13 protein-coding genes are annotated in these 24,633 nt (G+C 63.7%); 12 read left to right on the top strand and 1 reads right to left on the bottom strand.

Annotated elements, in window-relative coordinates:
* The first annotated feature begins 21 nt into the window (after window positions 1–21).
* From ACYVHT_RS18350 to fucP, 11 genes are all read left to right on the top strand, one after another.
* Window positions 22–1,770 (top strand): RagB/SusD family nutrient uptake outer membrane protein, encoded by a 1,749-nt coding sequence (locus ACYVHT_RS18350; RefSeq protein WP_460555305.1) that lies wholly within the window; start codon window positions 22–24, stop codon window positions 1,768–1,770.
* Between the two features lie 208 nt (window positions 1,771–1,978).
* Window positions 1,979–6,103, top strand: coding sequence for a DUF4979 domain-containing protein (locus ACYVHT_RS18345; RefSeq protein WP_460555302.1), 4,125 nt, complete (start codon window positions 1,979–1,981; stop codon window positions 6,101–6,103).
* 15 nt (window positions 6,104–6,118) lie between these two features.
* The gene (locus ACYVHT_RS18340) at window positions 6,119–6,385 is read left to right on the top strand and encodes a PID-CTERM protein-sorting domain-containing protein (protein WP_460555299.1); all 267 of its coding nucleotides are present in this window, start codon (window positions 6,119–6,121) and stop codon (window positions 6,383–6,385) included.
* A 186-nt stretch (window positions 6,386–6,571) separates the two neighbouring features.
* On the top strand, window positions 6,572–8,500 hold the full coding sequence (locus ACYVHT_RS18335; protein ID WP_460555296.1) for a glycoside hydrolase family 97 protein: 1,929 nt from the start codon (window positions 6,572–6,574) through the stop codon (window positions 8,498–8,500).
* A gap of 18 nt (window positions 8,501–8,518) precedes the next feature.
* Window positions 8,519–10,351: a glycoside hydrolase family 97 protein gene (locus ACYVHT_RS18330; protein ID WP_460555293.1), complete on the top strand. Its 1,833-nt coding sequence runs from the start codon at window positions 8,519–8,521 to the stop codon at window positions 10,349–10,351.
* Window positions 10,348–12,375 (top strand): alginate lyase family protein, encoded by a 2,028-nt coding sequence (locus ACYVHT_RS18325; RefSeq protein WP_460555290.1) that lies wholly within the window; start codon window positions 10,348–10,350, stop codon window positions 12,373–12,375. The genes ACYVHT_RS18330 and ACYVHT_RS18325 overlap by 4 nt, the downstream gene beginning before the upstream one ends.
* Before the next feature lie 82 nt (window positions 12,376–12,457).
* Window positions 12,458–13,672, top strand: a complete 1,215-nt coding sequence (locus tag ACYVHT_RS18320) for a glycoside hydrolase family 88 protein (RefSeq protein WP_460555287.1) — start codon at window positions 12,458–12,460, stop codon at window positions 13,670–13,672.
* Between the two features lie 28 nt (window positions 13,673–13,700).
* Window positions 13,701–15,671, top strand: coding sequence for a glycoside hydrolase family 127 protein (locus ACYVHT_RS18315; protein ID WP_460555284.1), 1,971 nt, complete (start codon window positions 13,701–13,703; stop codon window positions 15,669–15,671).
* A 39-nt stretch (window positions 15,672–15,710) separates the two neighbouring features.
* Window positions 15,711–17,378 (top strand): hypothetical protein, encoded by a 1,668-nt coding sequence (locus ACYVHT_RS18310; RefSeq protein WP_460555281.1) that lies wholly within the window; start codon window positions 15,711–15,713, stop codon window positions 17,376–17,378.
* Window positions 17,379–17,487: 109 nt separating this feature from the next.
* Window positions 17,488–21,051 carry a COG1470 family protein gene (locus tag ACYVHT_RS18305; RefSeq protein WP_460555278.1) on the top strand — a complete coding sequence of 1,188 codons (3,564 nt, stop codon included), beginning with the start codon at window positions 17,488–17,490 and terminating at the stop codon, window positions 21,049–21,051.
* A gap of 281 nt (window positions 21,052–21,332) precedes the next feature.
* Entirely contained in the window at window positions 21,333–22,598 is a 1,266-nt protein-coding gene (gene fucP, locus ACYVHT_RS18300; RefSeq protein WP_460555275.1) for an L-fucose:H+ symporter permease, read from the top strand.
* 66 nt (window positions 22,599–22,664) lie between these two features.
* Here the strand turns inward: fucP and ACYVHT_RS18295 are convergent, their stop codons facing one another.
* Window positions 22,665–23,573 (bottom strand): helix-turn-helix domain-containing protein, encoded by a 909-nt coding sequence (locus ACYVHT_RS18295; RefSeq protein WP_460555327.1) that lies wholly within the window; start codon window positions 23,571–23,573, stop codon window positions 22,665–22,667.
* Window positions 23,574–23,781: 208 nt separating this feature from the next.
* Between ACYVHT_RS18295 and ACYVHT_RS18290 the strand changes: the two genes are divergently transcribed.
* Window positions 23,782–24,633 carry an aldo/keto reductase gene (locus ACYVHT_RS18290; RefSeq protein ID WP_460555272.1) on the top strand — a complete coding sequence of 284 codons (852 nt, stop codon included), beginning with the start codon at window positions 23,782–23,784 and terminating at the stop codon, window positions 24,631–24,633.

The following is a 24,633-nucleotide window of genomic DNA, read 5'->3' as shown; positions in this document are numbered from 1 at the left end:
CGGGCTTTGCCTTTCTTACTCATGCCTACGATTCGTCCCACCCATTTATTCCTCCTGGCCGCCGCCCTGCTGCTGGGCCCCACCGGCTGCCAGAAAGCCCTCGACCTGGAACCGCTCGACACGCTCTCGGACGCGGCGTACTGGAAAACGCCGAACGATTTCATGCTGGCCGCCAACCAGTTCTATACCTATGAGCGCAGCTTCATCGACGTCATCTACGATGTCAACGGTTCGAAGCAGAACTACCACGCCGACCAGAAAAGCGACCTGGTGAATGCGCAAAATCAGTATAGCCGGGGCCAGAATGCGCTGCAGGCCAGCGACAATAACTACAACGACAGCTATTCGCGCATCCGCAACATCAACTACCTGCTCGACCGGGCGCAGACCTACAGCGCCCCCAACGACATCGCCAAATATGTGGGCGAGGCCAAGTTTTTTCGGGCCTACGTGTACTTCGATTTGCTGCAGATTTACGGCGGCGTGCCCATCGTGAAAACGCAGCTAGCGCCGACTTCGGCCGACCTGCAAAACCCGCGCAACACCCGCGACGAAGTGGTGGACTTCATCCTGCAGGACCTGACCGACGCCCTGGCCACCGTGCCCGGCAAGGCCAGCCAGCCCGGCACCGAGCTGGGCCGCATCAACAAGGAAACGGTGCTGGCGTTCCGCAGCCGCGTGGCGCTGTACGAGGGCACCTGGCAGAAATTCCGCAACAACACCAGCCGCGGCAACGCCATGCTCGACCAGGCCATTACGGCCAGCAACTCGGTGATAACGGGGGCACAGTACCAGCTGTTTGCCCCGGCCATTCTGGGCGACTCGGCCCAGAAGTACATGTTTATCCTGGAAAACCAGCGCTCGAACCCGGCCAGCATTGTGAAGGCGGCCAACAACGAGTACATCCTGGCCAACCGCTACGACCAGACGGTGCGCCAGATTCGGCAGAACGTGTCGCGCCAGGCCCTGACGCTCATTCCGACCAAGAACTTCGTGAACATGTACCTCTCGAAAGACGGCCTGCCGATTGAACGGTCGCCGCAGTTCCAGGGCTACGCCACGCTGAGCTCGGAGTTCATCAACCGCGACAACCGGATGCGCTACACCCTGAAGCGGGCCGGCGGCTACTACTGGTTCGGCATCCTGAACCCGCGCGTGGACTGGACCGGCGGCCCCGCCGACCGGGCCACGGCCTACGGCTCGCCCTTCGTGCCCTACGCCAACAGCACCACCGGCTACACTCAGCAGAAGTGGGTATCGGAGCGCGCCGTGGCCGACAACGAGGAAGGCTACGACTACCCCGTCATCCGCTACGCCGAAGTGCTGCTCACCTACGCCGAGGCCAAATTCGAGCGCGATGGTGCCATCAGCGACGCCGACCTGGACCGGTCGCTGAACTTGGTGCGCAACCGCGTGAACCGCACCATGCCCAAGCTGAGCAACGCGCTGGTGTCGGGCAACGGGCTGGACATGCGCACCGAAATCCGCCGCGAGCGCACCATTGAGTTCTTTGCCGAAGGCTTCCGACTCGATGACCTCAAGCGTTGGAACACGGCGGTGGCGGTGCTGGGCCAGCCCCTGCTGGGCATCAAGTGGACGGGTACCGCATTCCAGGCACTCTGGATTTCACAGGCTAATACACCCAAAGATGCCAACGGCAACCTGATTGTGGACAACGCCCGCAGCTTTGCCGACCGCAACTACCTGGTGCCCCTGCCCACGCAGCAGATTATTCTGAACCCCAACCTGGCGCAGAACCCCGGCTGGTAGCCGCTCCCGGCTGCAATGGCCCCGCTCACCCCCGAGCGTAACGCCCGCCAGCAGCCCCCACCTGCCTGAGATAAGGACCCTAGCCGGCCTCCCGAAGCAATTGCTTTCGGGAGGCCAGCCGGGAATCTGTTTGCCTATGCGCAGGCAGGTTGCTCTGATTTAAAATGCTTTTCATCAAATCCTTACACTTTTCAAAACCCACCTCCTTATGTATCTCTTCTCTACGTTCTCGGGGCCGGCTGCTCAGCCGAGCCGCCCGGCTGCGGGGGGGCGAGCCCGCCTGGGCTGGCTGCTGCTGCTGCTGGTAAGCCTGGGGGCCATGCCCAAAGCCTGGGCGCAGGCCGGCCTGCTCAACGACGACTTTGCGGCCACGCCCGCCCCCAGCTGGGTGGTGCCCAACGCGGGCGCGAGTGGTAGCATCGTCAATGGCAAATTCGTGGTGACGCCGGTGCTGGCCAATGCGACCAACAACTACTACCGGGGCGACTTCCAGCGCACCGGAGGCGCCACGCTGCACGCGGGCACGTACCCCATTATCGCCGTGAAATTCAGCAAGCCGCCGCGCTGCAACTGGTTTTTCGACACCAACCTGGGCTCGTACAACAACGGCAACAACAACAGTACCAAGCTCGAAACCGGCACCGAGGACGTGTACTACTGGGACCTCTCGACGGGCCGGCTGGGCACCACCACGCTCTCAACCACCCAGCCCACGGTGCTGTCGCTGTTTCAGTTCAAGCTCGCCGAAATCAGCTACACCCAGGCGCAGCTCGCGGCCAACGACCTGAAGTATTCCGTGAGCTGGGTAAAAAGCTTTGCCTCGGTGGCCGACCTGCGCACCGCGGTGGGGCTGGCGGCTACGCCGGCCACGCCCATCAACTTCACGGGCAGCTTCGTGCATCCGGGCATCCTGCACAGCACGGCCGATTTGACGCGCATCAAGAATCAGGTCGATAACCAGTTTGGGCGGGCCTACGCCAGCTACCAGCTGCTGCTGGCGTCGAGCCGCGCCTCGGCCACGTACGCCAAGGCCGGCCCCTACCAGTACATCACCCGCGATGCCACGCTCACCATCAACACCCCCACGGGCAGCGTGAACGGCGGGGCGGCAAAAAACGGCGTGGAAAGCGACTGCATGGCCGCCTACTACAACGCCCTGCGCTGGACCATCACCGGCAACGTGGCCCACGCCCAAAAGGCCGCTGAAATCCTGGATGCTTACGCCAACTACACGGTGGGCATTCAGGGAACCGATGCGGAGCTGAATGGCCTCATCGGCTTCATGTTTGCCAACGCGGCCGAAATCCTGCGCGCTACCTACCCGGCCTGGCCCGCGGCCAGCGTCACCAACTGCCAGAACATGCTGAAAAACGTGTTCTACCCCACGCTGCAAAACTTCAAGCCCTGCGCCCACGGCAACTGGGACATCATCTGCATGAAGGCCCTGCTGGCCATTGCCGTGTTCAGCGACGACAACGCCATGTTTAATCGCGCCGCCAACTACTACTACACCGGCGAGGGCAACGGCAGCATTATCAACTACGTGCTGACCGCCGATGGCCAGCTGGAAGAAAGCAACCGCGACCAGCCCCACACGATGCTGGCCCTGGGCAGTCTGGCCGAAATCGGCGAAATCGGCGTGAATCAGGGCATCGACTTCTACGGCGCTTCCAACAACGCCATTATGAGAGGCTACGAGTACACTTCCAGGTACAACCTCGGCAACACGGTGCCCTACACCACGGCCTACGACTACTGCGAGCGCAACTACACCGACCAGACGCCCGAGGCCATTTCGCCCAACGGACGCGGCGACTTCCGGCCGGTGTTTGAGATTGCCTACAACCACTACGTGTTTCGCCGGGGCCTCGCCATGCCCTTCACGCTGCAGGTGCTGGGCCGCGGGCCGGAAGGCGCGCCTCCCGGGGCCGATAACCCCGGCTACGGCTCGCTGCTGTTCTACCTGAACCCGCAGCCCGACTACCCCGTCACGACCAACCCCGTGAACCCGAACGTTGGCCTGATTGACGACAACTTCACGAACAGCCTCGATGGTTGGGTGCCCGTCACTGCCGGCTCGACGGCCGCTTACGCCAATGGGGTGATGACCGTGACGCTGCCCCAACCCACCGGCAACAAGCGCGGCGACATCCGGAAAACGGGTGGCGTGGTGCTGTACCCGACCAACTTCCCGTTCGTGGCCATCAAGATGACCAAGCCGGCCGTCGTGAACGTGACCCTGGACACCAACCTGGGCTCCTACGGCAACGGGGCGAACCGCTGGACCGGCCGCATCGGCACCGATGTGTACTACTACGACCTGCGGCTGGTAGGCTTCGGCGCCGGGCCAACCTTCTTGTCGACCACGGCCCCGACCGCGCTATCGACCTTCCAGTTTAAGGTGGCCGACATCAGCTCGGGCGAAACCAGCTACACCGTGGACTGGGTGAAAACCGCGCGCAGCCTGGCCGAGCTGAATGACATTGTGAACAACCGCGCCACCTGGCTGGGTACCACCAGCAACGATGCGAGCGTGGCCACCAACTGGTCGCCCGCCGCCGTGCCCACGGCCAGCATCGACGTGACCATTCCCGGCACCGCCCCCCAGCAGCCCACGGCCAGCACCGCCCAGGCCATGCGCAGCCTGACCCTGGGCAGCGGTGCCGCCCTGACTACCAGCGCCGCCCTGACCCTGACCGGCGACCTCACCAACAACGGCGGCACCCTGACCGGCCCCGTGGCGCTGGCCGGCGCTGCTACCCAGACCATTGGCGGCAGCGCCCCCACCACCTTCCAAAACCTGACGGTAGGTGCCGCCGGGGCTGCCCTCAGCAGCCCGGCCAGCATCAGCCAGGTGCTGACGCTGAATGGCAACCTCACCACCAACGGCCAGCCCCTGACCCTGCTTTCGGATGCCACGGGCACGGCCCTGCTTGTGAACAATGGCAGCGCCAGCGTGGTGGGCGCGGGTACCATGCAGCGCTACATCGACCCCACGCCCAACCCCGCTACCGGCACGGGCACCAACCCCACCGGCCTGGGCTACCGCCACTACTCGTCGCCGGTGCAAAGCACAACCGTGGCCGACCTGGCCACCGCCAACTTCACGCCGCTGGCCGCCAACAGCGGCGTATTCCCAACCGTGTACAGCTACGACCAAAGCCGGGTGACGGCCGCCGCCAACACGTTTGATGCCGGCTGGGTGGCCCCCGCCAGCACCGCCACCCCGCTGGTGGTGGGCCAGGGCTACACCGTGAACCTGCCCGCCACGGCGCTGGTCGACTTCGTGGGCACCTTCAACAACGGCCCGCTCAACCTGACCCTGAATTGCGGCGCGCCCAGCGAGGCCGGCTGGAACTTCCTCGGCAATCCTTATCCGGCTCCGCTCGACTGGAACACCGTGACCGTGCCGGCCGGCGTGGGAGGGGCAGTTTATCTGAATACCAGCAACTCGCAGTACGGGAGCTCCTACCGCTCCTTCGTCAACAATGTGGGTACGTCGGAGCTGATTCCGGCCGGCCAGGGCTTCTTCCTGCGGGCCACCGTGCCCGGCACCAGCCCCGTGCTGGCGCTAAGCAATGCCAACCGGGCCACCACTTTCGGCCCCCAAACCGCTTTCCAGCGCCCGACCGAAACCCGCCCCCTGGTGCAATTGCAGCTAAGCGGCGCAGGCACCTCGACCGATGACGCCTACGTGTACTTCGAGCAGGGCGCCACGGCCAGCTTCGACGCCCGCTACGATGCGGCCAAGCTGCTAAATTCCGGCATGGGAGCAGTCAATGTCTACTCGGTAGCTGGTGCCGATAAGCTGAGTATTAATGGCCTGCCTTTGCCTGGCACGCAAGCGGCAGTTGTGCCGCTGGGCGTGAGCGTGACCCAGCCGGGCACCTATACGCTACGTGCTGAGCAGTTGCTCAACCAGCCGGGCAGTGTAAGCCTGCATGACCTCCTCACGGGTAACCTCACGCCCCTGGCGGCTGGCACCAGCTACAGTTTCGCGGTAGCAGCGGGTGCCACTGCTACCGGCCGCTTCGAGCTGCTGTTTGGTCCGCAGAAGGCGCTAGGTACGGCTTCGGTGGCCTTGAGCCAGCAAGTAGCGCTATTTCCAAATCCAGCCCACGGCGAGGTGCAGCTGAGCCTGCCAGCCAGCTTGCAGCACGAGAGCTTACGCGCCACGGTGCTCAACGCACTGGGCCAACTGGTGGTGAGCCGGGTACTGCCGGCCGGGGCAGCCTTGCGCACGCTGCCACTCACCGGCCTGGCGATGGGCGTGTACAGCGTACGGCTTGAAACCAGCGCCGGTATTGTGACCAAGCGCCTGATTTGTCAGTAATTAACCGTATTCTATATGAAGCATTGGATTAGGAGACACTTGCTGTCTGCTGCCGGTAATTTGTTCGGCATCGTTCCCCTTCGCATGGCACTAGTGGCTATCAGCCTCAGCTTGACGGGCCAGCAACCAGCTCACGCACAGCCAGACACGGGTGGCCCCGCCCCCGGCCCCGGTGCTAACCCCACGGGCGTACCCGTCGATGGCGGTGCTTCGCTGCTCCTTGCCGCTGGCGTCGGGCTGGGCCTGAAGAAACTGCGACAGCGCCGGGCGCAACGTCCATAAGCAGCGCTTTTCCTCAGTATTACCGACCAGAACGCCCGCTAGTACAGCGGGCGTTCTGCATTCAAAGCTGCCACTCCTTATCCTGGTCCTGGCCGCGCGGAGTGGGAAATATGGTCGTCAGGGGGGTTCAGGAGGGCTTACGGGCGGGATGCCCCTAGCTTCGTTGCCTTGACTTTTCCCACCCCCATGATTTTGACCAACCGTATGGCGCCCTGGCTGCGAGGCGCCGTTCCGCTGCTGCTGGCTGGGCTGCTGACCCTGGAAGCTCAGGCCCAGACCGCCACCTTGCCCGGCACCTCCACCGTGCTACACTCGCCCAATGGCAAGCTGACGATGACGGTATACCAGCGCGAAACCGCGCCCGGCAAGCGCCATCTGTACTACCACGTCGAGTTTGGCGGCAAGCCGGTAGTGCTGGAATCGGGGCTGGACATTCAGGTGGACAACCACGTATTTGAGCACGCCATGGCCCTGCCCGTGGACCAGCACGCCGACTGGAGCGAGAACCTGGCCGTGCAAAAGGTGCTCACCGCTAGCAAAGACACCACCTGGACGCCCGTGTACGGCGAGCGCAGCCAGATTCGGGACCACTACAACCAGGCGGAAATCCAGCTGGCCAAAGACGACAACCCCGACTACCGCGTGAGCCTGCAAATGCGGGCTTATGACGAGGGCGTGGCCTTCCGCTACTTCTTTCCCGAGCACCCGAAAGGCATCTACTACCGGGTGATGGCCGAAAACGACGAGTTCACGCTGCCCGCCGACACCAGGGCCTGCTATACCGCCTGGGCGCAGGGCAAGTACGAGATGCTGTCGCTCCGCAACTGGCCAGAGCCTTCGGAGCGCCCGCTGACCGTGGCGCTGCCCAACGGCCTCTACGCCAGCCTCTGCGAAGCCGGCCTGACCGACTACGCCATGACCAAGTTCAAGCTCAGCCCCACCAAGCCCAACACGGTGGTGACGACGATGTACGAAAGCGCGGACCTGATTTCGCCCGTCGGCACGCCCTGGCGGGCGGTGCTGGTAGGGGAGAGGCCCGGCGACCTGCTGGAGCACAACGACCTGCTGCTGAACCTGAACCCGCCCACCAAGCTCAAGGACACGAGCTGGATTAAACCCGGCAAAATCATCCGGGAGATGACCCTGACCACGCAGGGCGCGAAGGACGACATCGACTTTGCCGCCGCCCACGGCCTGCAGTACATCCTCTTCGATTGGAAGTGGTACGGGCCGGCGTTTTCGTTTTCTTCGGATGTGACCAAGGTGGTGGCACCCATCGACATGCCGGCCGTCATTCAGTACGGCAAGGACAAGGGCATTGGGGTGTGGCTCTACGTGAACCAGCAGGGCCTGCTGGCCCAGATGCGTGAGCTGGCCCCGCTCTATAAGAAGTGGGGCGTGAAGGGCATCAAGTTCGGCTTCGTGCAGGTAGGCTCGCACCGCTGGACCACCTGGCTCACTGAGGCCGTGCAGGTAGCCATGGACAACGACCTGATGGTAAACATCCACGACGAATACCGGCCCACCGGCACCAGCCGCACCTACCCCAACGTGATGACCCAGGAGGGCATTCGCGGCAACGAGGAATTTCCGGATGCCACCCACAACACGGTGCTGCCCTTCACCCGCTTTATCGCGGGGGCCGGCGACTACACCATCTGCTACTACGACAAGCGCCTCAAGACCACCCACGCCCACCAGCTGGCGCTGGCGGCGGTCAATTACAGCCCCATCCAGACGCTGTTCTGGTACGACAAGCCCAGCGCCTACCAGGGCGAGCCGGAGGTGGAGTTCTTCGAAAAAGTGCCCACCACCTGGGACGAGACCCGCGTGGTGCAGGGCGAAATCGGCCAGTACGTGACCGTGGCCCGGCGCAAGGGCCAGGATTGGTTCGTGGGCACGCTCACCAACAACGACGGCCGCACCCTCAAGCTGCCCCTCAACTTCCTGCCGAAGGGCCAGGCCTTCACCGCCTCCATCTACGCCGACGACCCCAGCCTGACCACGCGCACCAAAGTCGGCATCAAGCGCATCAAGGTGAAGGCCGGCCAGGTGCTCGACGTGAAGCTGCTGCCTTCGGGTGGGCAGGCCATCTGGCTGACGCCGGCCAAATAATCGACTTTTCCCAAACGCATGAATATTCGCTTTGCCGCGCTGCCGGTTTTGCTGCTGGCCGGCCCGCTGGCCGCCGGAGCCCAGACGCCCAAAACCTACCAGGCTACCTCGCCCGACAAGCAAACCCGGCTCGAAGTGGCCGTGGACGCCGGAGGCCACCTGCGGTACCGCACCCTGACGGGCGGGCGCGAGGTGGTGCGCTGGTCGGCGTTGGGCTTTGAGCTGAACGGCACGGCGGCCGGCACCACAACCACCGTGCATGGCGCAAGCCAAAAGGCCGTGAACGAGCCATTTGCCTGGCCACTGGGCGAAAACGACACCATCGGCAACCAGTACCGGGAGCTGGATTTGAGCCTGCAATCGGGCCCGGTGCCGTTTCACGTGCTGGCCCGCGTGTACGATGGCAGCGTGGCCCTGCGCTATGTGCTGCCCGCGCCGGCGGGCCTGCCCAGCCCGGCGCGGCTGACCAGGGAAAACACGGAGTTTAACCTGGCCGACGCCTACACCATTTATCAGTACCACCAGGAGTCGGTGTTCACCCCTGCGAAGCTCGACTCGCTGGCCGGCACCTGCGATTTTCCGGCCACGCTGGCGGGTCCTCGGTACTACCTGAGCATTGGCGAAGCCGGCAACGACGGCTACACCAAGGCCGAGCTGGGCCGGGGCACCGCGCCGCACAGCCTGGCTGTGGCCTTCGTGCACGACAAGGAAGTAGCCGTGACGCTGCCCTTTCAGTCGCCCTGGCGCACCATCAGCTGCGCGAAATCGGCCATCGGGCTGCACCAGTTCAGCGACCTTAACCTGCGGCTAAACCCGGCCGCGCCGGGCGGCGTGCCGGCCGGGCTGCAGCCGGGCAAGGTGATGCGCGCCCAGCTCAACACCCAGAGCGGCCTCGACTGCATCGACCTGGCCGAGCGCCTGCGCATGCGCTACATCCTGTTCGATGCCGGCTGGTACGGCCCGGAGCGGGCGCTGACCTCGGACCCGGCCGTGGTGATTCCGGCCATCGACCTGCCCAAAGTCATTGCCTACGGCAAGGCCAAGGGCATCGGCGTGCTGCTGTACGTCAACTACATCGGGCTGCAAAACCACCTCGATACCATTCTGCCGCTGTACAAGCAATGGGGCGTGGCCGGGCTGAAATTCGGCTTCGTGGACGGGCTTTCGCAGCAGGGCCTGACGTGGCTGGCCGGGGCCATCAGGAAGGTGAACGACGCGGGACTGGTGCTCAACATTCACGACAACTACAAGCCCACGGGCCTGAGCCGTACCTACCCGGCGCTGTTCACGCAGGAAGGCATTCGGGGCGACGAGAACAGTCCCGACGCCTTCCACACCACCACGCTGCCGTTCACGCGCTACCTGGCCGGCCCGGCTGATTTTACCTACTGCTACCCCAATCCGAAGAACAGCTTCGGCAAAAACCTGAAGGTGAGCAAGGCCCAGCAGCTGGCGCTCACGGTGGTGTATTTCAGCCCCTTGCAGGCGCTGTTCTGGTACGGCAGGCCGCTGGACTACACCAACGACTCCGAAATTGAGTTCTTCAAGTACGTGCCCACGGTGTGGAACGAAACGCACTATTTGACTGGTGAAATCGGCCGGAATATCAGCGTGGCGCGGCGCGCGGGCAGCACCTGGTTTGTGGGCAGCGCGGCCGGCCTGCAACCCTGGTCGGGGCGGCTGAAGCTCGACTTTTTGCAAAAAAACACCGCCTACACCGCCACCATTTTTGAGGACGATGGCCAGGGCGGCATTGCCCGCCGCACGCTGAAAGCCCGGCAGGGCGACACGCTACCCGTAAGCCTGCAGGCGGCGGGCGGGCAGGCCATTATGCTGGAAGAAATCAAATGAGAAACCTCCTGCAACTCTCCGCGCTGGCCCTGCTGCTGGCGCTGGCCGGCCCGGCCGCCGTGCGGGCCCAGGGCTTTGTGCATCCCGGCCTGCTGCACAGCCAGGAAGACATTGCGCGCATGAAGCGCGCCATCGCGGCCCACGAGGAACCCACGTTCAGCGGCTACGAAGTGTTTCGGCAAAACGAAGCCTCGCAGGCCAGCTACGCGGCCAAGGGCCCGCTGGCCACGGTGAGCCGCAACCCCACCGTGGGCGCGGGCGACTACGACGCCGACGCCAACGCCGCCCACCAGAATGCGCTAATGTGGTGCCTGACCGGCGACCACGCCTACGCCGATAAAGCCATTGCCCTGGTCAATGCCTGGTCGGGTACGCTTACGTCGATAACCGGCCGCGATGCCGTGCTCATGGCCGGCCTCGGACCGTTCAAGATGGTGCAGGCGGCCGAGCTGCTGCGCTACTCTAAAGCTGGTTGTGCCGAGTCGGATATTCAGAAAACCGAGCGCCATTTCCGGCAGGTCATCTACCCCGTGCTACGCGAGTACGCGCCGTTTGCCAACGGCAACTGGGAGGCGGCGGCCCTGAAAACGGTGATGGCCATCGGTATTTTCTGCAACGACCGGGCGGTGTACGAAGACGCCCTGCGCTACTACGTGAACGGCTGGGGCGACGGCCGCCTCACGCACTACGTCATCAACGCCACCGGCCAGGGCCAGGAAAGCGGCCGCGACCAGGCCCACGCCCAACTGGGCATCGGCATGCTGGCCGAATGCAGCGAAATGGCCTGGCATCAGGGCCTCGACCTCTACGGCTACGCCGACAACCGCCTGCTCAAGGGCTTCGAGTACGCCGCCAAGTACAACCTGGGCAACGACGATATGCCCTTCGTGACCACCCTCGACCGCACCGGCAAGTACTTCCACCAGAAGATTTCGACCATCGCGCGCGGCCAGCTGCGCCCCCTCTACGAGCAGGTGTACAACCACTATGTGCATCGGCGGGGCCTGGCCGCGCCCTACACCCAGCAAGCGGCCGAGAAGCTGCGCCCCGAAGGCCCCGGCAAGCCGGGCGCCGACCATCCCGGTTTCGGCACGCTCTTCTACACCCGCCCTGCCGAAAAGCCCGGCGCGCCTCCTGCCAAGCCGGCTGCGCCGGGCGGGCTGGTGGCAAAAGGCCTGCCTACGGGTACTGCCCTTACCTGGGTGGCGGCCGTGGGCGCTACCGACTACACGGTGAAGCGTGGCACTAAAAAAGGCGGACCCTATGCCGTCATTGCTCAGCGCGTGGCAACGGCAGCTTACACCGATAAATCAGCCAAAGCCGGCACGCTGTATTACTACACCGTCAGCGCCGGCAATGCCCTGGGCGAAAGCGGGGATGCCTACGAAACGGGCGCCAGCGCCGGCTTGCCCACGCCCTGGAAACAGCAGGATGTCGGCCCGGTTGAGGTGGCGGGCTCGACTTTTTACGATGGGCAGGAGTTCCGGCTGGAAGGGGCGGGGAGCCGCATCGACAGCACCAGCGACCAGTTTCAGCTGGCGTACGTGCCGCTGCGGGGCGATGGCGTGCTGGTGGCGCGGTTCGTGCCCCAGGTAAGCTCACAGTTTTCGCAGTTCGGGCTGATGCTGCGCCAAGGCCTGACGGCCGACGCGCCGCACGTTGCCCTACTGCTTACACCCCAGAAAACCGGGGAGATTGAGCTGCCGCGCTGGGCCGTAAGCCTAGTGAGCCGGGCGGCCGCGGGCAGCCCCACGGTGGTGCGCCAAACCAGCGCGCCGCTGGCCGAGCCGCTTGTAACATTTGGCCGGCTGGTGGGCTACTACTGGCTGCGGCTGGAGCGCAAGGGAGGCACCGTCACGGGGGCTGTTTCGGCCGATGGCAAGGCGTGGACGCCAGTGGGAAGCATCAGCTCCGGCCTGTCGCAGGATGTATACGTGGGGTTGGCGGCCTGCTCGCGGCTCACGACCGTCAGCACCACCGTTCGCTTCGATAACGTGGCGGTGACGGGCTGGAAAGCCAGGTAGGGCCGGCCGCTGGCCGATTTTCACACTGTTCTTATTCGATTTTATGTCAAAGTCCCGCCTCCTTTTCAGTTTCATATTCCCCGTGCTAGTCGGCGGTGGATTGGGGGTCAGCATCCCCCGGCCGGCTTCGGCCCAGGTGCGCTCTTCTCGATTGGATGTGGCCAGGCAGCTGGCGTACTGCGCCGGCCAGGCCCGCAAAGCGGCCCAACTGGTGCCCTCTTTCGACAGCATTCCGCGTCGCATTCCGCTGGGCCGAAAGCAGTGGCAGTACGTGACCCGCGAGGACTGGACCAGCGGTTTCTGGCCCGGCATCCTGTGGTACCTGTACGAAAGCCAGCCCACGGCGTACTGGAAAGCAAAAGCCCAGGGCTTCACGCAGGATTTGGCCCCCGTGCTCAACCACAAAACCGTGGACCACGACCTGGGCTTCATGTTCTATTGCAGCTACGGCAACGGCTGGCGCCTCACCAAAGACCCGGCTTACCGGCAGGTGCTGCTGCGCGCCGCCGACTCGCTGGCCACGCTCTACAACCCCAAAGTCGGCACCATTCTCTCGTGGCCGCGCATGGTGAAGCAGATGGGCTGGCCCCACAACACCATCATGGACAACATGATAAACCTGGAGCTGCTGTTCTGGGCGGCGAAGAACGGCGGGGGGCGGCGCTTTTACGATATGGCCGTGAGCCACGCCCGCGTGACCAGTCAGCACCAGTTTCGGCCCGATGGCTCGTCGTACCACGTTGCCGTTTATGACGACAAAACCGGCCAGTTTATCAAGGGCGTAACCCATCAGGGCTACGCCGACAACTCCATGTGGGCCCGGGGCCAGGCCTGGGCCATCTACGGCTTCACCATGAGCTACCGCGAGAGCCGGGAGCCCGAATTTCTGGCCCGGGCCTGCAAATCGGCCGACATCTTTATCAAGCGCCTGCCCGCCGACCAGGTTCCGTTCTGGGACTTCGACGACCCCAAGATTCCAAACGTGACCAGGGATGCCTCGGCGGCGGCCATCGTGGCCTCGGGCCTGCTGGAACTCTCGACCCTGGTCAAGGATAAAGCATTGGGACTGAAATACCGCCAGCAGGCCGAGCAGATGCTGACCACGCTTTCCTCCGACCAGTACCAGTACCAGAGCATCAACAATGCCTTCCTGCTGCACTCCACCGGCCACCGCCCCAACGGCACCGAGCTGGACGTGAGCATCAACTACGCCGACTACTACTACCTCGAAGCCCTGCTGCGCCTGCAAAAGCTTCAGCAGGGCAAGCCGCTGTTCGCCGTGAGCAAAACCCGCTAGTGCCCACCCATCCCAGCCATTTAACCGCATGAACCGTCACCTGATGAAGCCGCGCATTTCACAATTGAAATTCGGCCTGTGCCTGGCCCTCGGCCTGCTGCCCATCGCGGCCCGGGCCCAGTACCCCGGCCAGACCAGGGAGCAAACGGCCGTGGCCGTACGCGCGCCCATCAAGGCCTACAGCTTCAACCTGAGCGATGTGCGGCTGCTGGCCAGCCCTTTCAAGGACAACATGGACCGCGAGGGCCAGTGGCTGCTCTCGCTGCCGGTGGCCCGCCTGCTGCACAGCTTCCGGGTGAATGCCGGCCTGCTGACCGACCAAAAAAACAGCCCCACCAAGATGCCCAAGCCCCTGGGCGGCTGGGAAGCGCTGGACATGGAGCTGCGCGGCCACAGCATCGGCCACATCCTGTCGGGCCTGGCGTTTCAGTACGCCTCTACGGGCAACGCGGCTTTCAAGCTGAAGAGCGACAGCCTGGTAGCCGGCCTGGCCACCGTGCAAACCGCCCTGAACCAGGGTGGCTACCTGAGCGCCTACCCACAGAACTACATCGACCGCAACATTGCCGGCACCAGCGTGTGGGCCCCGTGGTACACGCTGCACAAAATCTTCGCCGGCCTCACCGATACCTATTGGCAGACCGGCAACCAGCAGGCCCTGGACGTGGAAAAGGGTATGGCTGCCTGGGCCTATCAAAAACTCTCGCCGCTCAGCCAAGAGCAGCTGGCCAAGATGCTGCGCAACGAGTTCGGCGGCATGAACGATGCCTTTTACAACCTCTACGCCATCACCGGCGACCCGCAGCACCTCAAGCTGGCCGAGATGTTCTACCACAAAGCCGTGCTCGAACCACTGGAGCAGGGCCAGGACAAGCTGGATAAGATGCACGCCAACACCGTCATCCCCAAGCTGGTGGGCGAGGCCCGCGCCTACGAGCTGACCGCCGACCCCAAAGACAAGCTGGCCGCCACTTTTTTCTGGGACGACGTGGTGCAGCACCACACCTACGCCCACGGCGGCAACAGCGACAAGGAGCATTTCTTCGAGCCCGGCAAAATCTCGGAGCACCTCACCGGCAACACCGGCGAAACCTGCAACACCTACAACATGCTCAAGCTGACGCGGCACCTTTTCACCTGGAACCCCGAGGCGAAGTACGCCGACTACTACGAGCAGGCGCTCTACAACCACATTCTGGGCCAGCAGGACCCTAAAACGGGCATGGTTTCCTATTTCTCGCCCATGCTGCCCGGCGCCTACCGCCTCTACAGCACGCCCGACCAGTCGTTCTGGTGCTGCGTGGGCTCGGGCTTCGAAAGCCACTCCAAGTACGGCGAGGCCATCTACTACCACGGCACCCAGGATTTGTACGTCAACCTGTTCATTCCCTCGGAGCTGAGCTGGGCCGAGCGCGGCGTGAAAGTGCTGCAAACCACCCGCTACCCCGAGGAAGAAACCACCCGCCTCACCATCGAGACGAAAAAGCCGCTGGCCATGCCCCTGCACCTGCGCTACCCGGCCTGGGCCACCAACGGCGTGACGCTGAAAGTGAACGGCAAAACCGTGGCCGTGAAGCAGCAGCCCGGCAGCTATATAACCGTGGCCCGCACCTGGAAAAACGGCGATAAAATCGAGCTAACCTATCCCATGGCCCTGCGCGTGGTGGCCACCCCCGACAACCCCCGGAAAGCAGCTTTCGCCTACGGCCCCATCCTGCTGGCCGGCGAAATGGGCACCGAAGGCATGACCGGCACCGCCCCCTACCACGACCCCGCCGACCCCTACCAGTACTACGGCTACGACTACCACGTCCCCGCCGGCCTCGTGCACACCCTCAACACCAGCAGCGGCAGCGTCACGGACTGGCTCAAGCCGGTGGCCGGCCAGCCGCTCACCTTCCAGACCACGGCGGCTACGGCGGCCGGCGGCATCCGGCTGGTGCCCTACTACAAGGCCCAGCGCGAGCGGTACGTGGTGTACTGGGACCTGCGGCAATAGTGCTTTCCGTGCTTTGTTATACCGTATAAAATGCTTGTCGTGAACCGCTTACCGCTGGCTTACTTCCTGCGCTTATTCCTGTTGCTGAGTTTCTGGGGAGTGGCCAGACCGGGCTACGCACAAGAGTGGCAATGGTCGGTTCCGGTGGTCGGCGGGACGGACAAGGCGGGGCCGGCGCGGGCTTTTCTCTGGATTCCGCCCACCTGCCAGCGGGTGCGCGGCGTGGTGTTTGCCCAGCACAACATGGAGGAAATCTCCATTCTGGAAGACCCGCTGTTCCGGCGGGAAATGGGCGCTATTGGCTTTGCTGAAATCTGGGTGTCGCCCGCCTTCAATCTGTTGTTCAACTTCGACCAGGGGGCCGGGGCCAGCCTGACCGGCTTGCTCAAGGACTTAGCGGCCGAATCGGGCTACCAGGAGCTGGCGCTGGCGCCGCTGGTGCCAATGGGCCATTCGGCGGCGGCGAGCGCGCCTTACTACCTCGCGGCCTGGGCCCCGCAGCGGGTGCTGGCCTGCGTGTCGGTGAGCGGGCAGTGGCCGTACTTTCGCCACCCGTCCTTTGCGCCCGATATCTGGGGCCCACGCACCATCGACCACATTCCCAGCCTCGAAACGATGGGCGAGTACGAGGCTGCTGCCACCTGGTCGGCCGAGGGCCTGCGCGAGCGCCAGCAGCACCCGCTGATGCCGCTGAGCATGCTCGCCTGCCCCGGCGAAGGCCACTTTGCCACCACCAGGGCGAAATCGGCCTACCTGGCCTTCTACATCAGGAAAGCCGCGCACTACCGGCTACCCAAAAACACGCCGGCCAATCAAGTGCCCGTCCTGCGGCCCATCGACCCCACCAAAACGGGCTGGCTGCTGGAAAAATGGTCCCCCACCCACGGCCCCAGTGCCCCCGCCGCGCCGGTTGGTCGCTACACCGGCGACCCCACGCAGGCTTTTTGGTTTTTCGACGAAGAGCACGCCCGCGCTACCGAAGCCTACGGCGCAAAATACCGGAATCTAAAGCCCCAGCTGATGAGCTATTTGCAAAACGGTCGACCCGCCGTCCAGCGCAATACCCACCAGCAGATTGACCTGTCATTTCAGCCGCTGGCCGATGAGCTGACGTTCGTGTTGCGCGGCACTTTTCTCGACACGGTGCCCGCCGGGAGCAGCCGGCTGGCGGCCTGGACGGGGCTTCCGGTCGGCACGCCCCTGGGGCATGCCGCCAGCGGGCCCGTAGTTATCGACCGCATCACCGGGCCGTTTGAAAAGGTCAGCGCCGATACCTTCGCTTTCCGCCTCCGGCGCGGCCTCGGGGCCAACCTGCGGCAATACGAGCTGTGGCTCACCGCCACCCACCCCGGCGACGCCACCTACAAGCCCGCCGTGCAGCAGTCCCAAATGCCCGTGCCCCTGCGGCTGACGGAGGGCAGCACGCAACGAATCACCTTCCCGAAGCCGGTCGATGTGAAGGCCTCCCGTATGCGTAAAGCCACGGTGCGCCTGGCCGCCACTTCCGACGCCGGGCTGCCGGTGCGCTACTACGTGCGCGAAGGCCCGGCCGAGGTAAGCGGTAATACGCTGCGCTTCACCCGGCTGCCGCCACGCACTAAATTGCCGCTGAACGTAACGGTGGTGGCTTGGCAGCGGGGCCGCAGCACCGGTGCCAAGGTGCAGACGGCTGAACCCGTGGAGCAGACTTTTTCCATTGTAGAATAGCCGCCGGCGGCATCAGGTGGGTTCATGAAGCCTGCGGGCAGGGCCGGAGAATACCTTGCGGAGGCTTCTAAGGCCCTGCTATTCTGTGTCCATGACCTATTGCCTGCTAATGCGTACCGCAGCTCAGCGTGTGCTGGCTTTTGCCCTCTGCCTGGGATTGATTTCGCCGGCGTTCCTAAGAGCGCAGGCACTCAACGCAATGCTGGTGCGCCCCGCGACCACCGCCTGGGAGCCCGTGGGCACCGCTACGCTTGCCGACTGGACGGGCCTGGCCCCGGCCACCGGGAAAGCAGCCACGCTGAAACTGCCCGGCACGACCGTATTCCAGTACCCGGCCGGCCCGAAAGGCTGGTATAACCACGGCTTCCGGGCCGAGCACGACGGCACCCGCGACTGGCGCAACTTCTACGGCCTGCAGGTGGAAGTGTGGGTGCCCAAAGGCCGCCGCCTGGAATTGCGCGCCACGCTCTTCACTCCACCCAGCCCGCTGCGGCAGAACTACCTGCCCGAAACCCACGCGACGATAACGGTGCCGGGCGGCAACGGCGGCTGGCGGCGCGTGACCGTTCCGTGGGCGCTGCTCGACGTACCCAACCGGCAGGTGGCCATGCTCCGGTTTATCCAGGGCGTGCGCCTGGACGGCCAGCTGACCGACACCGGCAGCCCCGGCGAAATCCGCCTGCGCAACGTGCGCCTGACCCGCGCCCTGCACATCGCCGCGCAAGCCCCCGTGCGCGGGCAGGCGGCGGAGCCAGGGCAAACAGCGCGCTACGAAGTGACGCTGACTAACTGCACCGACAGTCCGCAAAACGTAGCCCTGAGCTTCGCCAAAGAAGGCTTTGAGGTGATGACGCCCACGGTGGAGCCGGCCCGATTGTGGCTGATGCCGGGGGCCGCGGCCAGGTGCATGGTGACGGTAGCGGTGCCCCGCGAGGGCGTGCCAGCGGGCGGGCATGAGCCCCAGCGCTTGCAGCTTTCGGCTAACGATGGCGTGGTGGAACCCGCCGTAGAGTTCATCACGGCGCGGGAAGTGGCTCGGCCCTGCCTGCTGCACACCGCCGCCCGCTGGGACGAGGTGCGCGCCAAAATCCTCCAATACGACTGGGCCAGGGCCGAACAGGCCCGCTACCTGAAGCTGGCCGACGACTGGCAGGTGCCGCTGGCGGCGCTGCCGCCGAACAACTACGTGGCCGCCGAAAAGCACACTTACGTCTTCCCCGAGCAGAATTTCATTCAGTTTTTGCCCGCCGCAGCCTACGCCTGGCAGCTGACGCGCGACAAGAAGTACGCGGAGAAAGTAGCGCTATTCCTGCGCCGACTGGCCGATGAGAAAACGGGCTACCCGGCTGGTTTCGCCGGCACCGACAAGGGCGGCCCGCAGGAGGGCGACAACTTTCAGAAGATGGCGTATTCCTACGATGCCATTCTGGATGCCGGGGTGCTGAGCGCGGCCGACAAGCAGGCCATCAATCATACCCTGCGGCTTTACATGGAAACGTTCGAGCCGGAGCTGACCATTGGCAACATGGGCAACTGGTCCACCGCCCAATCAATGGCCTGCCTGTTCAGCGCGCTGGCCCTGGGCGACTTAGCCGCGGCCGACCGCTACATCCACGGCCCGGCGGGCTTCACCGATTTCCTGAGCAAGGGCGTGATGGACGATGGCTGGTGGTGGGAGGTGAGCACCAGCTACAACCTCTGGGTGGCCTATGAGCTCACGCAGGCCGCCCTCGCCGCCCAGCCCTGGGGCATCGACTTGGTGCATTTGGAAGTGCCCGCCGACTATTCCCGCTCCGCCATGGTCATGCCCTGGGGGCTCAATCCACCCTACGGCGTCTCGTTCGAAAAGTGGGGCCCGCAGCGGCGCAACACCCGTTCGCTAAAGCATTTCTGGGATGCCATTGTGCCCGTATCGGACTACCGGGGCATTGCCTTCGGCATGAACGACGGGCACGAGGAAAAGGTGGGCGGCTACCGCCTGGAACTGCCCTACTACGTGTACCGCGACTCGGCCTACGCCACCATCATCAAGCAGGCGGGCCAGCGCGATTTGCTCTACGGCGTGCCCGAGCTGCCCGCTGAAACGCCCACGAGCTACCAAAAATCTGCTTTTGCCGAGAACATCGGCTACGCGCTGCTGCGCTCCCAAACGGCTGGTCGGCCGCCGCGCGAGCAGATTCAGGCGGTACTCAAAATCGGCACGCAGGGCGGCTTTCACGGCCATTTCGATAGGGTGTCGCTCGACAACCTCACCCGCTACGGCCGCAGCTTCTGGAACCCCGAGGCCATCTGGTGGGGCTACCCGAACTTCATGTACAAGTACTACGTGCAGACCTCGGTGAACCACAACATGGTGGTCGTGGACCAGATGCAGCAGGAAGCCGTGCCCTCCACGCAACTCCTGTTTCATTCGGGCCCGATGATGCAGGTGGCAGTTCAGGAAACCAACGCCCGCTGGTCGGACGCGCCCTACCTGGGCATGCGCTACTTCGCCACCGACTCGGTGCCCGACCAGATGCGCAAGAACCGCCAGACCCTGCCGCCCGTCACCGACCGGGGCTACGGCAAGCAGGGCCCCTTCAGCGAGCCGGTTCTTCAGCGGCGGCTGCTCGTCGTCACCGACGACTACGTGGTGATGGCCGACTACCTGAAAGGCACGAAGTTCCACACCTTCGACAACCTATTGCAGATGAAGGGCTTTTTAAGCCTGAACGCGCCCGGCAAAAAACTCCTGCGCCACGATGCCCAGTACCGTTCCGACCCGCACAGCGCGGCCCAGGTCGTCACCGATGCCGACTGGTACCGCGCCACCGCCCCATCAATCGCCAGGTTTCAGTTCGACTACGGCCCGCAGGCCGACAACTCGGGTACGCTGCAATACTTCAACGAACCCGGCCCGCTCAAAATGGACGTGCATGCGCTCTGGCCCCGGCAGCAGGAACTGATGGTGGCCATGCCCGCCGAAAACCACAACTGCCAGCAGTGGGTGCGCTACGAGGTGCAGGGCGACGGCCAGCCCCTGGCCCAGGGCGAAACCGGCATCTGGATTCTGGGCCAGCAGGAAATCGACGTATCAGTAGCCGGCCTGAAAGAGCTTTTGCTTCAGGTGAGCTCCGACGGCAACAGCCAGAAAAAAGCACTGTTCTGGGCCAACGCCCGCCTAGTAACGGCCGATGGCCGGGACATTCCCCTCACCGATTTAGCTACCGCGCAGAACGTCGAAAAGCCCGCCACCGCCGGCCAGGATTACTACGGCGGCCCCATTAAGATTGCGGGTACCGTGCCTGCCAATGCCCTCCCCACGCAGCCGCAGGATGCCAGGGCGCCGGCAATCATCCGCATCCCGTTAGCGGGCCAGAACGCCGTGCGTTTCCGGGCCACGCTGGGCGGCGACTTCCCCTTTGGGCCCGAAGCTGCCCGCCGAAAAATCTACGCAAGCCGCGCCACCGGCCTCCAGGCGCGGTTTCTGACGGTTCTGGAGCCGTATGAAAACAAGGCCATGGTAAAATCGGCTACCGCAATTAGTGCCGATGAGCTGCGCGTGGAGCTGGCCGACGGCCGCGTGCAAACCATCCGCATTGGGGAGTTGGAAGGCGATGGCAAAACGGTGCGGGTAAGCATCAGCGAAACCCGGCAGGGGCGGACGGTTCGCTCCGAATCGACCGGGCGTTGAGCGGCCTTCCACTGCGCTTGCAAAGTCATCAGGAGAGTTCAGGAGGTTCGGCAGCCGGGCAGGCGGGTTATTTGCCTTACTCTGTCTGCTTGCGCTATCATTGGGCGGCCCTGCCCCGGGGTAGTACATTGGCGTTCAGCACCGGATACGCCCTCGGCAAAAACGCCGCGCGACTGGAAGCCGGTTTGCTTCTGCCGGCCCGCGTACTTGCCGCCATCAAAAAACAACTTTAATTCACCCTTCCGCCGCCTTTTAAAACCCATCCGATTATGCAATCAGCCGTGACTTCCCCCGCTGCGCCCCTGGCCAAGACAGCCGCGCCGTTTACGGAGCGTAAATACATCCCGACGCTCGTTTTCGTCTCGTCGCTGTTTATGCTCTGGGCCATTGCCATCACGATGGGCGACGTACTCAACAAGCACTTCCAGAACGTGCTGCAGGTGAGCAAGGCCGATTCGGGGCTGGTGCAGTTTTCTATCTTCGGGGCCTACGCCGTGATGGGCATCCCGGCCGGCCTGTTCATGAAGCGCTTCGGCTACAAGAACGGCGTGCTGCTGGGTTTGGGGTTGTACGCCCTCGGGGCCTTCCTGTTCGTGCCGGCCGCCAATGCCAGCTCGTTCGGGTTTTTCCGGGCGGCGCTGTTCGTGCTGGCCTGCGGGCTGGCTACGCTGGAGGCCGTGGCGCATCCGTTCATGGCCGCGCTCGGGCCGCAGGACACCAGCGACCAGCGCCTGAATTTTGCGCAGTCCTTCAACGGCCTTGGGGCGGTGGTGGGGCCGCTCATCGGCAGCTATTTCATTCTGAGCGGTAAGCACATCGACGGAGATTTAACCTCGGTTAAAAGTCTGTACATCGTCATCGGCAGCGTGATTGTGGCCATCGCCGTGGCCTTCTCCTTCATCAAAGTGCCCGCCTTGCAGGACGCCCACGCGGCCCCGGCGCCCGCCGAAACGGAAGCCGGCTTCTACAGCGGCACGGCCGAAAGCGTGCCCGAAGCCAAGCCGTTGTTCCAGCACCGCCACTTCCGCTGGGCCTGGCTCGCGCAGTTCCTCAACGTGGCGGCGCAGGGCGGCACCTGGGCCTATTTCATCAACTACGGCGTGGAAAAGATGCACCTGTCCGACGCCACTGCGGCCAGCTACTTTTCCCTGTTTATGGTGATGATGATGAGCGGGCGCTTCGTGGGCACCTTCCTCATGCGCTACATCGCGCCCAACAAACTGCTGGCCGCCTTCGCGCTGGCCAACGTGCTCATGTGCCTCATCGTGGCGCAGAGCTGGGGCTGGCCCTCGTTCATTGCGCTGCTGCTGATTAATTTCTTCTTCAGCATCATGTTTCCCACTATTTTCTCACTGGGCATCAAGGAGCTGGGGCCGCACACGCAGCAGGCCTCGTCCATCCTCGTGATGGCCGTGGCGGGCGGCGCGGTGTTCCCCTATCTGATGGGCAAAATCGCCAACCACGACATCGCGGCGGCCTACTATCTGCCCATCATCTGCTACGCATTCATCGCCTTGTTTGGGGCGCGGCTGTACAAGGTGAGGTAGGAGCCATGTTAGAAAATGTAAAATATAGCACGTTTACCAATTATACCGTTTGAGTGAACCATCATGCTAGTTAAGTGACCGGCGGTATTCGTTGGGGGAGGCGCCCACCTGCTGCTTGAAGAAGCGCGTGAAGTGCTGGGGGTATTTGAACCCCAATTCATATGCTACCTCGTTGATTGTTTTTCCGGGGTTAAAGATTTTCTCCTTGGCCACGGCAATCAGCTTGAGCTGAATGTATTCCTGGGCCGTTTTGCCGGTTTCTCGCTTTACCAGGTCGCCAAAGTAGTTGGCCGACAGGTTCAGCTTATCGGCCACAAAGGCCACGCTGGGCAGGCCGCTCAGCTGCGGCGCGTCCGATTGAAAATAGGCATCCAGCAGGTGCTCGAATTTTTCCAGCACGCTGGTATTGACCTGGTCGCGGGTGAGGAACTGCCGGTCGTAGAACCGCACGCAGTAGTTGAGAAACAGCTCGATGTTGGACACTATCAGCCGCTTGCTGTGCTTGTCGAGGGCATGGCGCAGCTCGTAGTCGATTTTGCGAAAGCACTCCAGCACGATTTCCTGCTCCTGCGCGGAGAGGTGCAAGGCCTCGTGCACGGCGTAGGAAAAGAACCCGTACTCCTTCATGTGCTGGCCCAGGGCGGTGCCGCGCAGCAGGTCCGGGTGGAACAGCAGGGCATGGCCGCTGGGCTGGTATTCGTCCGGCCGCTCGTCCATGCCCACCACCTGGCCGGGGGCCATGAAGACGAGCGTGCCCTCCTGGTAATCGTAGTGGTTGCGGCCGTAGCGGATGTCGCAGTGCTTATCCTGTTTGAGGAAGACGGCATACAGTCCCAGGTGGAACGAGGCGGCCTCGGGGTGGCTGGTGGGCGGCGAGGCGGAAAAGTCCAGCACGCTGACCAGGGGGTGCCAGGTGGGCTGGCCCGCCAGCGCGTTGTAGTCGCTGACGCTGTTGATGCTGTTGATGCTTTTCATCTCGGTCGGGTAGTTTATTTCCTCAAAAGTATGGTCGACCACCGGCGAAGCCTACCCCGCCGCCCGGTATCGGTAATCTGGGTAGAACAATCCGTAATTCGGGTAGAAAGGCACGGCCGGCAGCGCGGGACCTTTGTGGAGTAAATAATCACCCGCGTTTTCCCACGCATTACGGCACCGGGAAGGACGCCTAGACACCACCACCACCATGGAAAAAATCACCTTGAACAACGGCGTTGAAATGCCCCTGCTGGGGTTCGGCGTCTTCCAAGTACCCGACCCCCTTGAATGCGAAAACAGCGTCGTGGCTGCCATTGAGGCCGGCTACCGGCTGATTGACACGGCCGCCTCGTACATGAACGAGGAAGCCGTGGGCAAAGCCATTAAGCGCAGCGGCGTAGCGCGCGAGGAGCTGTTCATCACCACCAAGCTGTGGGTGCAGGATGCCAGCTACGAGGGGGCCAAAGCGGCGTTTGAGACTTCGCTGCAAAAGCTGGGCCTGGACTACCTCGACCTCTACCTGCTGCACCAGCCCTACGGCGACGTGTACGGTGCCTGGCGCGCCTTGGAAGAGCTGTACCGCGAAGGCCGCATCAAGGCCATCGGCGTGAGCAACTTCCCGCCCGACCGCCTCATGGACTTTATCGTGCACCAGGCAGTGAAGCCGGCCGTGAATCAGGTAGAAACCCACCCCTTTCACCAGCAGGTAGCCGAGCAGCAGTTCATGGTCGACAACGGCGTGCAGATAGAGGCTTGGGGCCCGTTTGCGGAGGGCAAGAACGATTTGTTCACCAACGAACTGCTGCAGGGCATTGCCGACAAGTACCACAAGACGGTGGCGCAGGTGGTGCTGCGCTGGCTCACGCAGCGCGGCGTGGTGGCCATCCCCAAGTCGGTGCGTCCCGAGCGCATGGCCGAGAACTTCGCCATTTTCGATTTCGAACTGAGTGCGGAGGATATGGAAGCTATTGCCACGCTTGATACGAAAGCCAGCGTGTTCTTCGACGGCCGCGACCCCAACATGGTCAAGTGGATTGGCGAGATGAAGATTCACGAGTAG

It is taken from the genome of Hymenobacter daeguensis, from assembly GCF_054780555.1.
The sequence above is the reverse complement of the archived record's forward strand: the minus strand, read 5'-3'. Positions and strand labels throughout refer to the sequence as shown.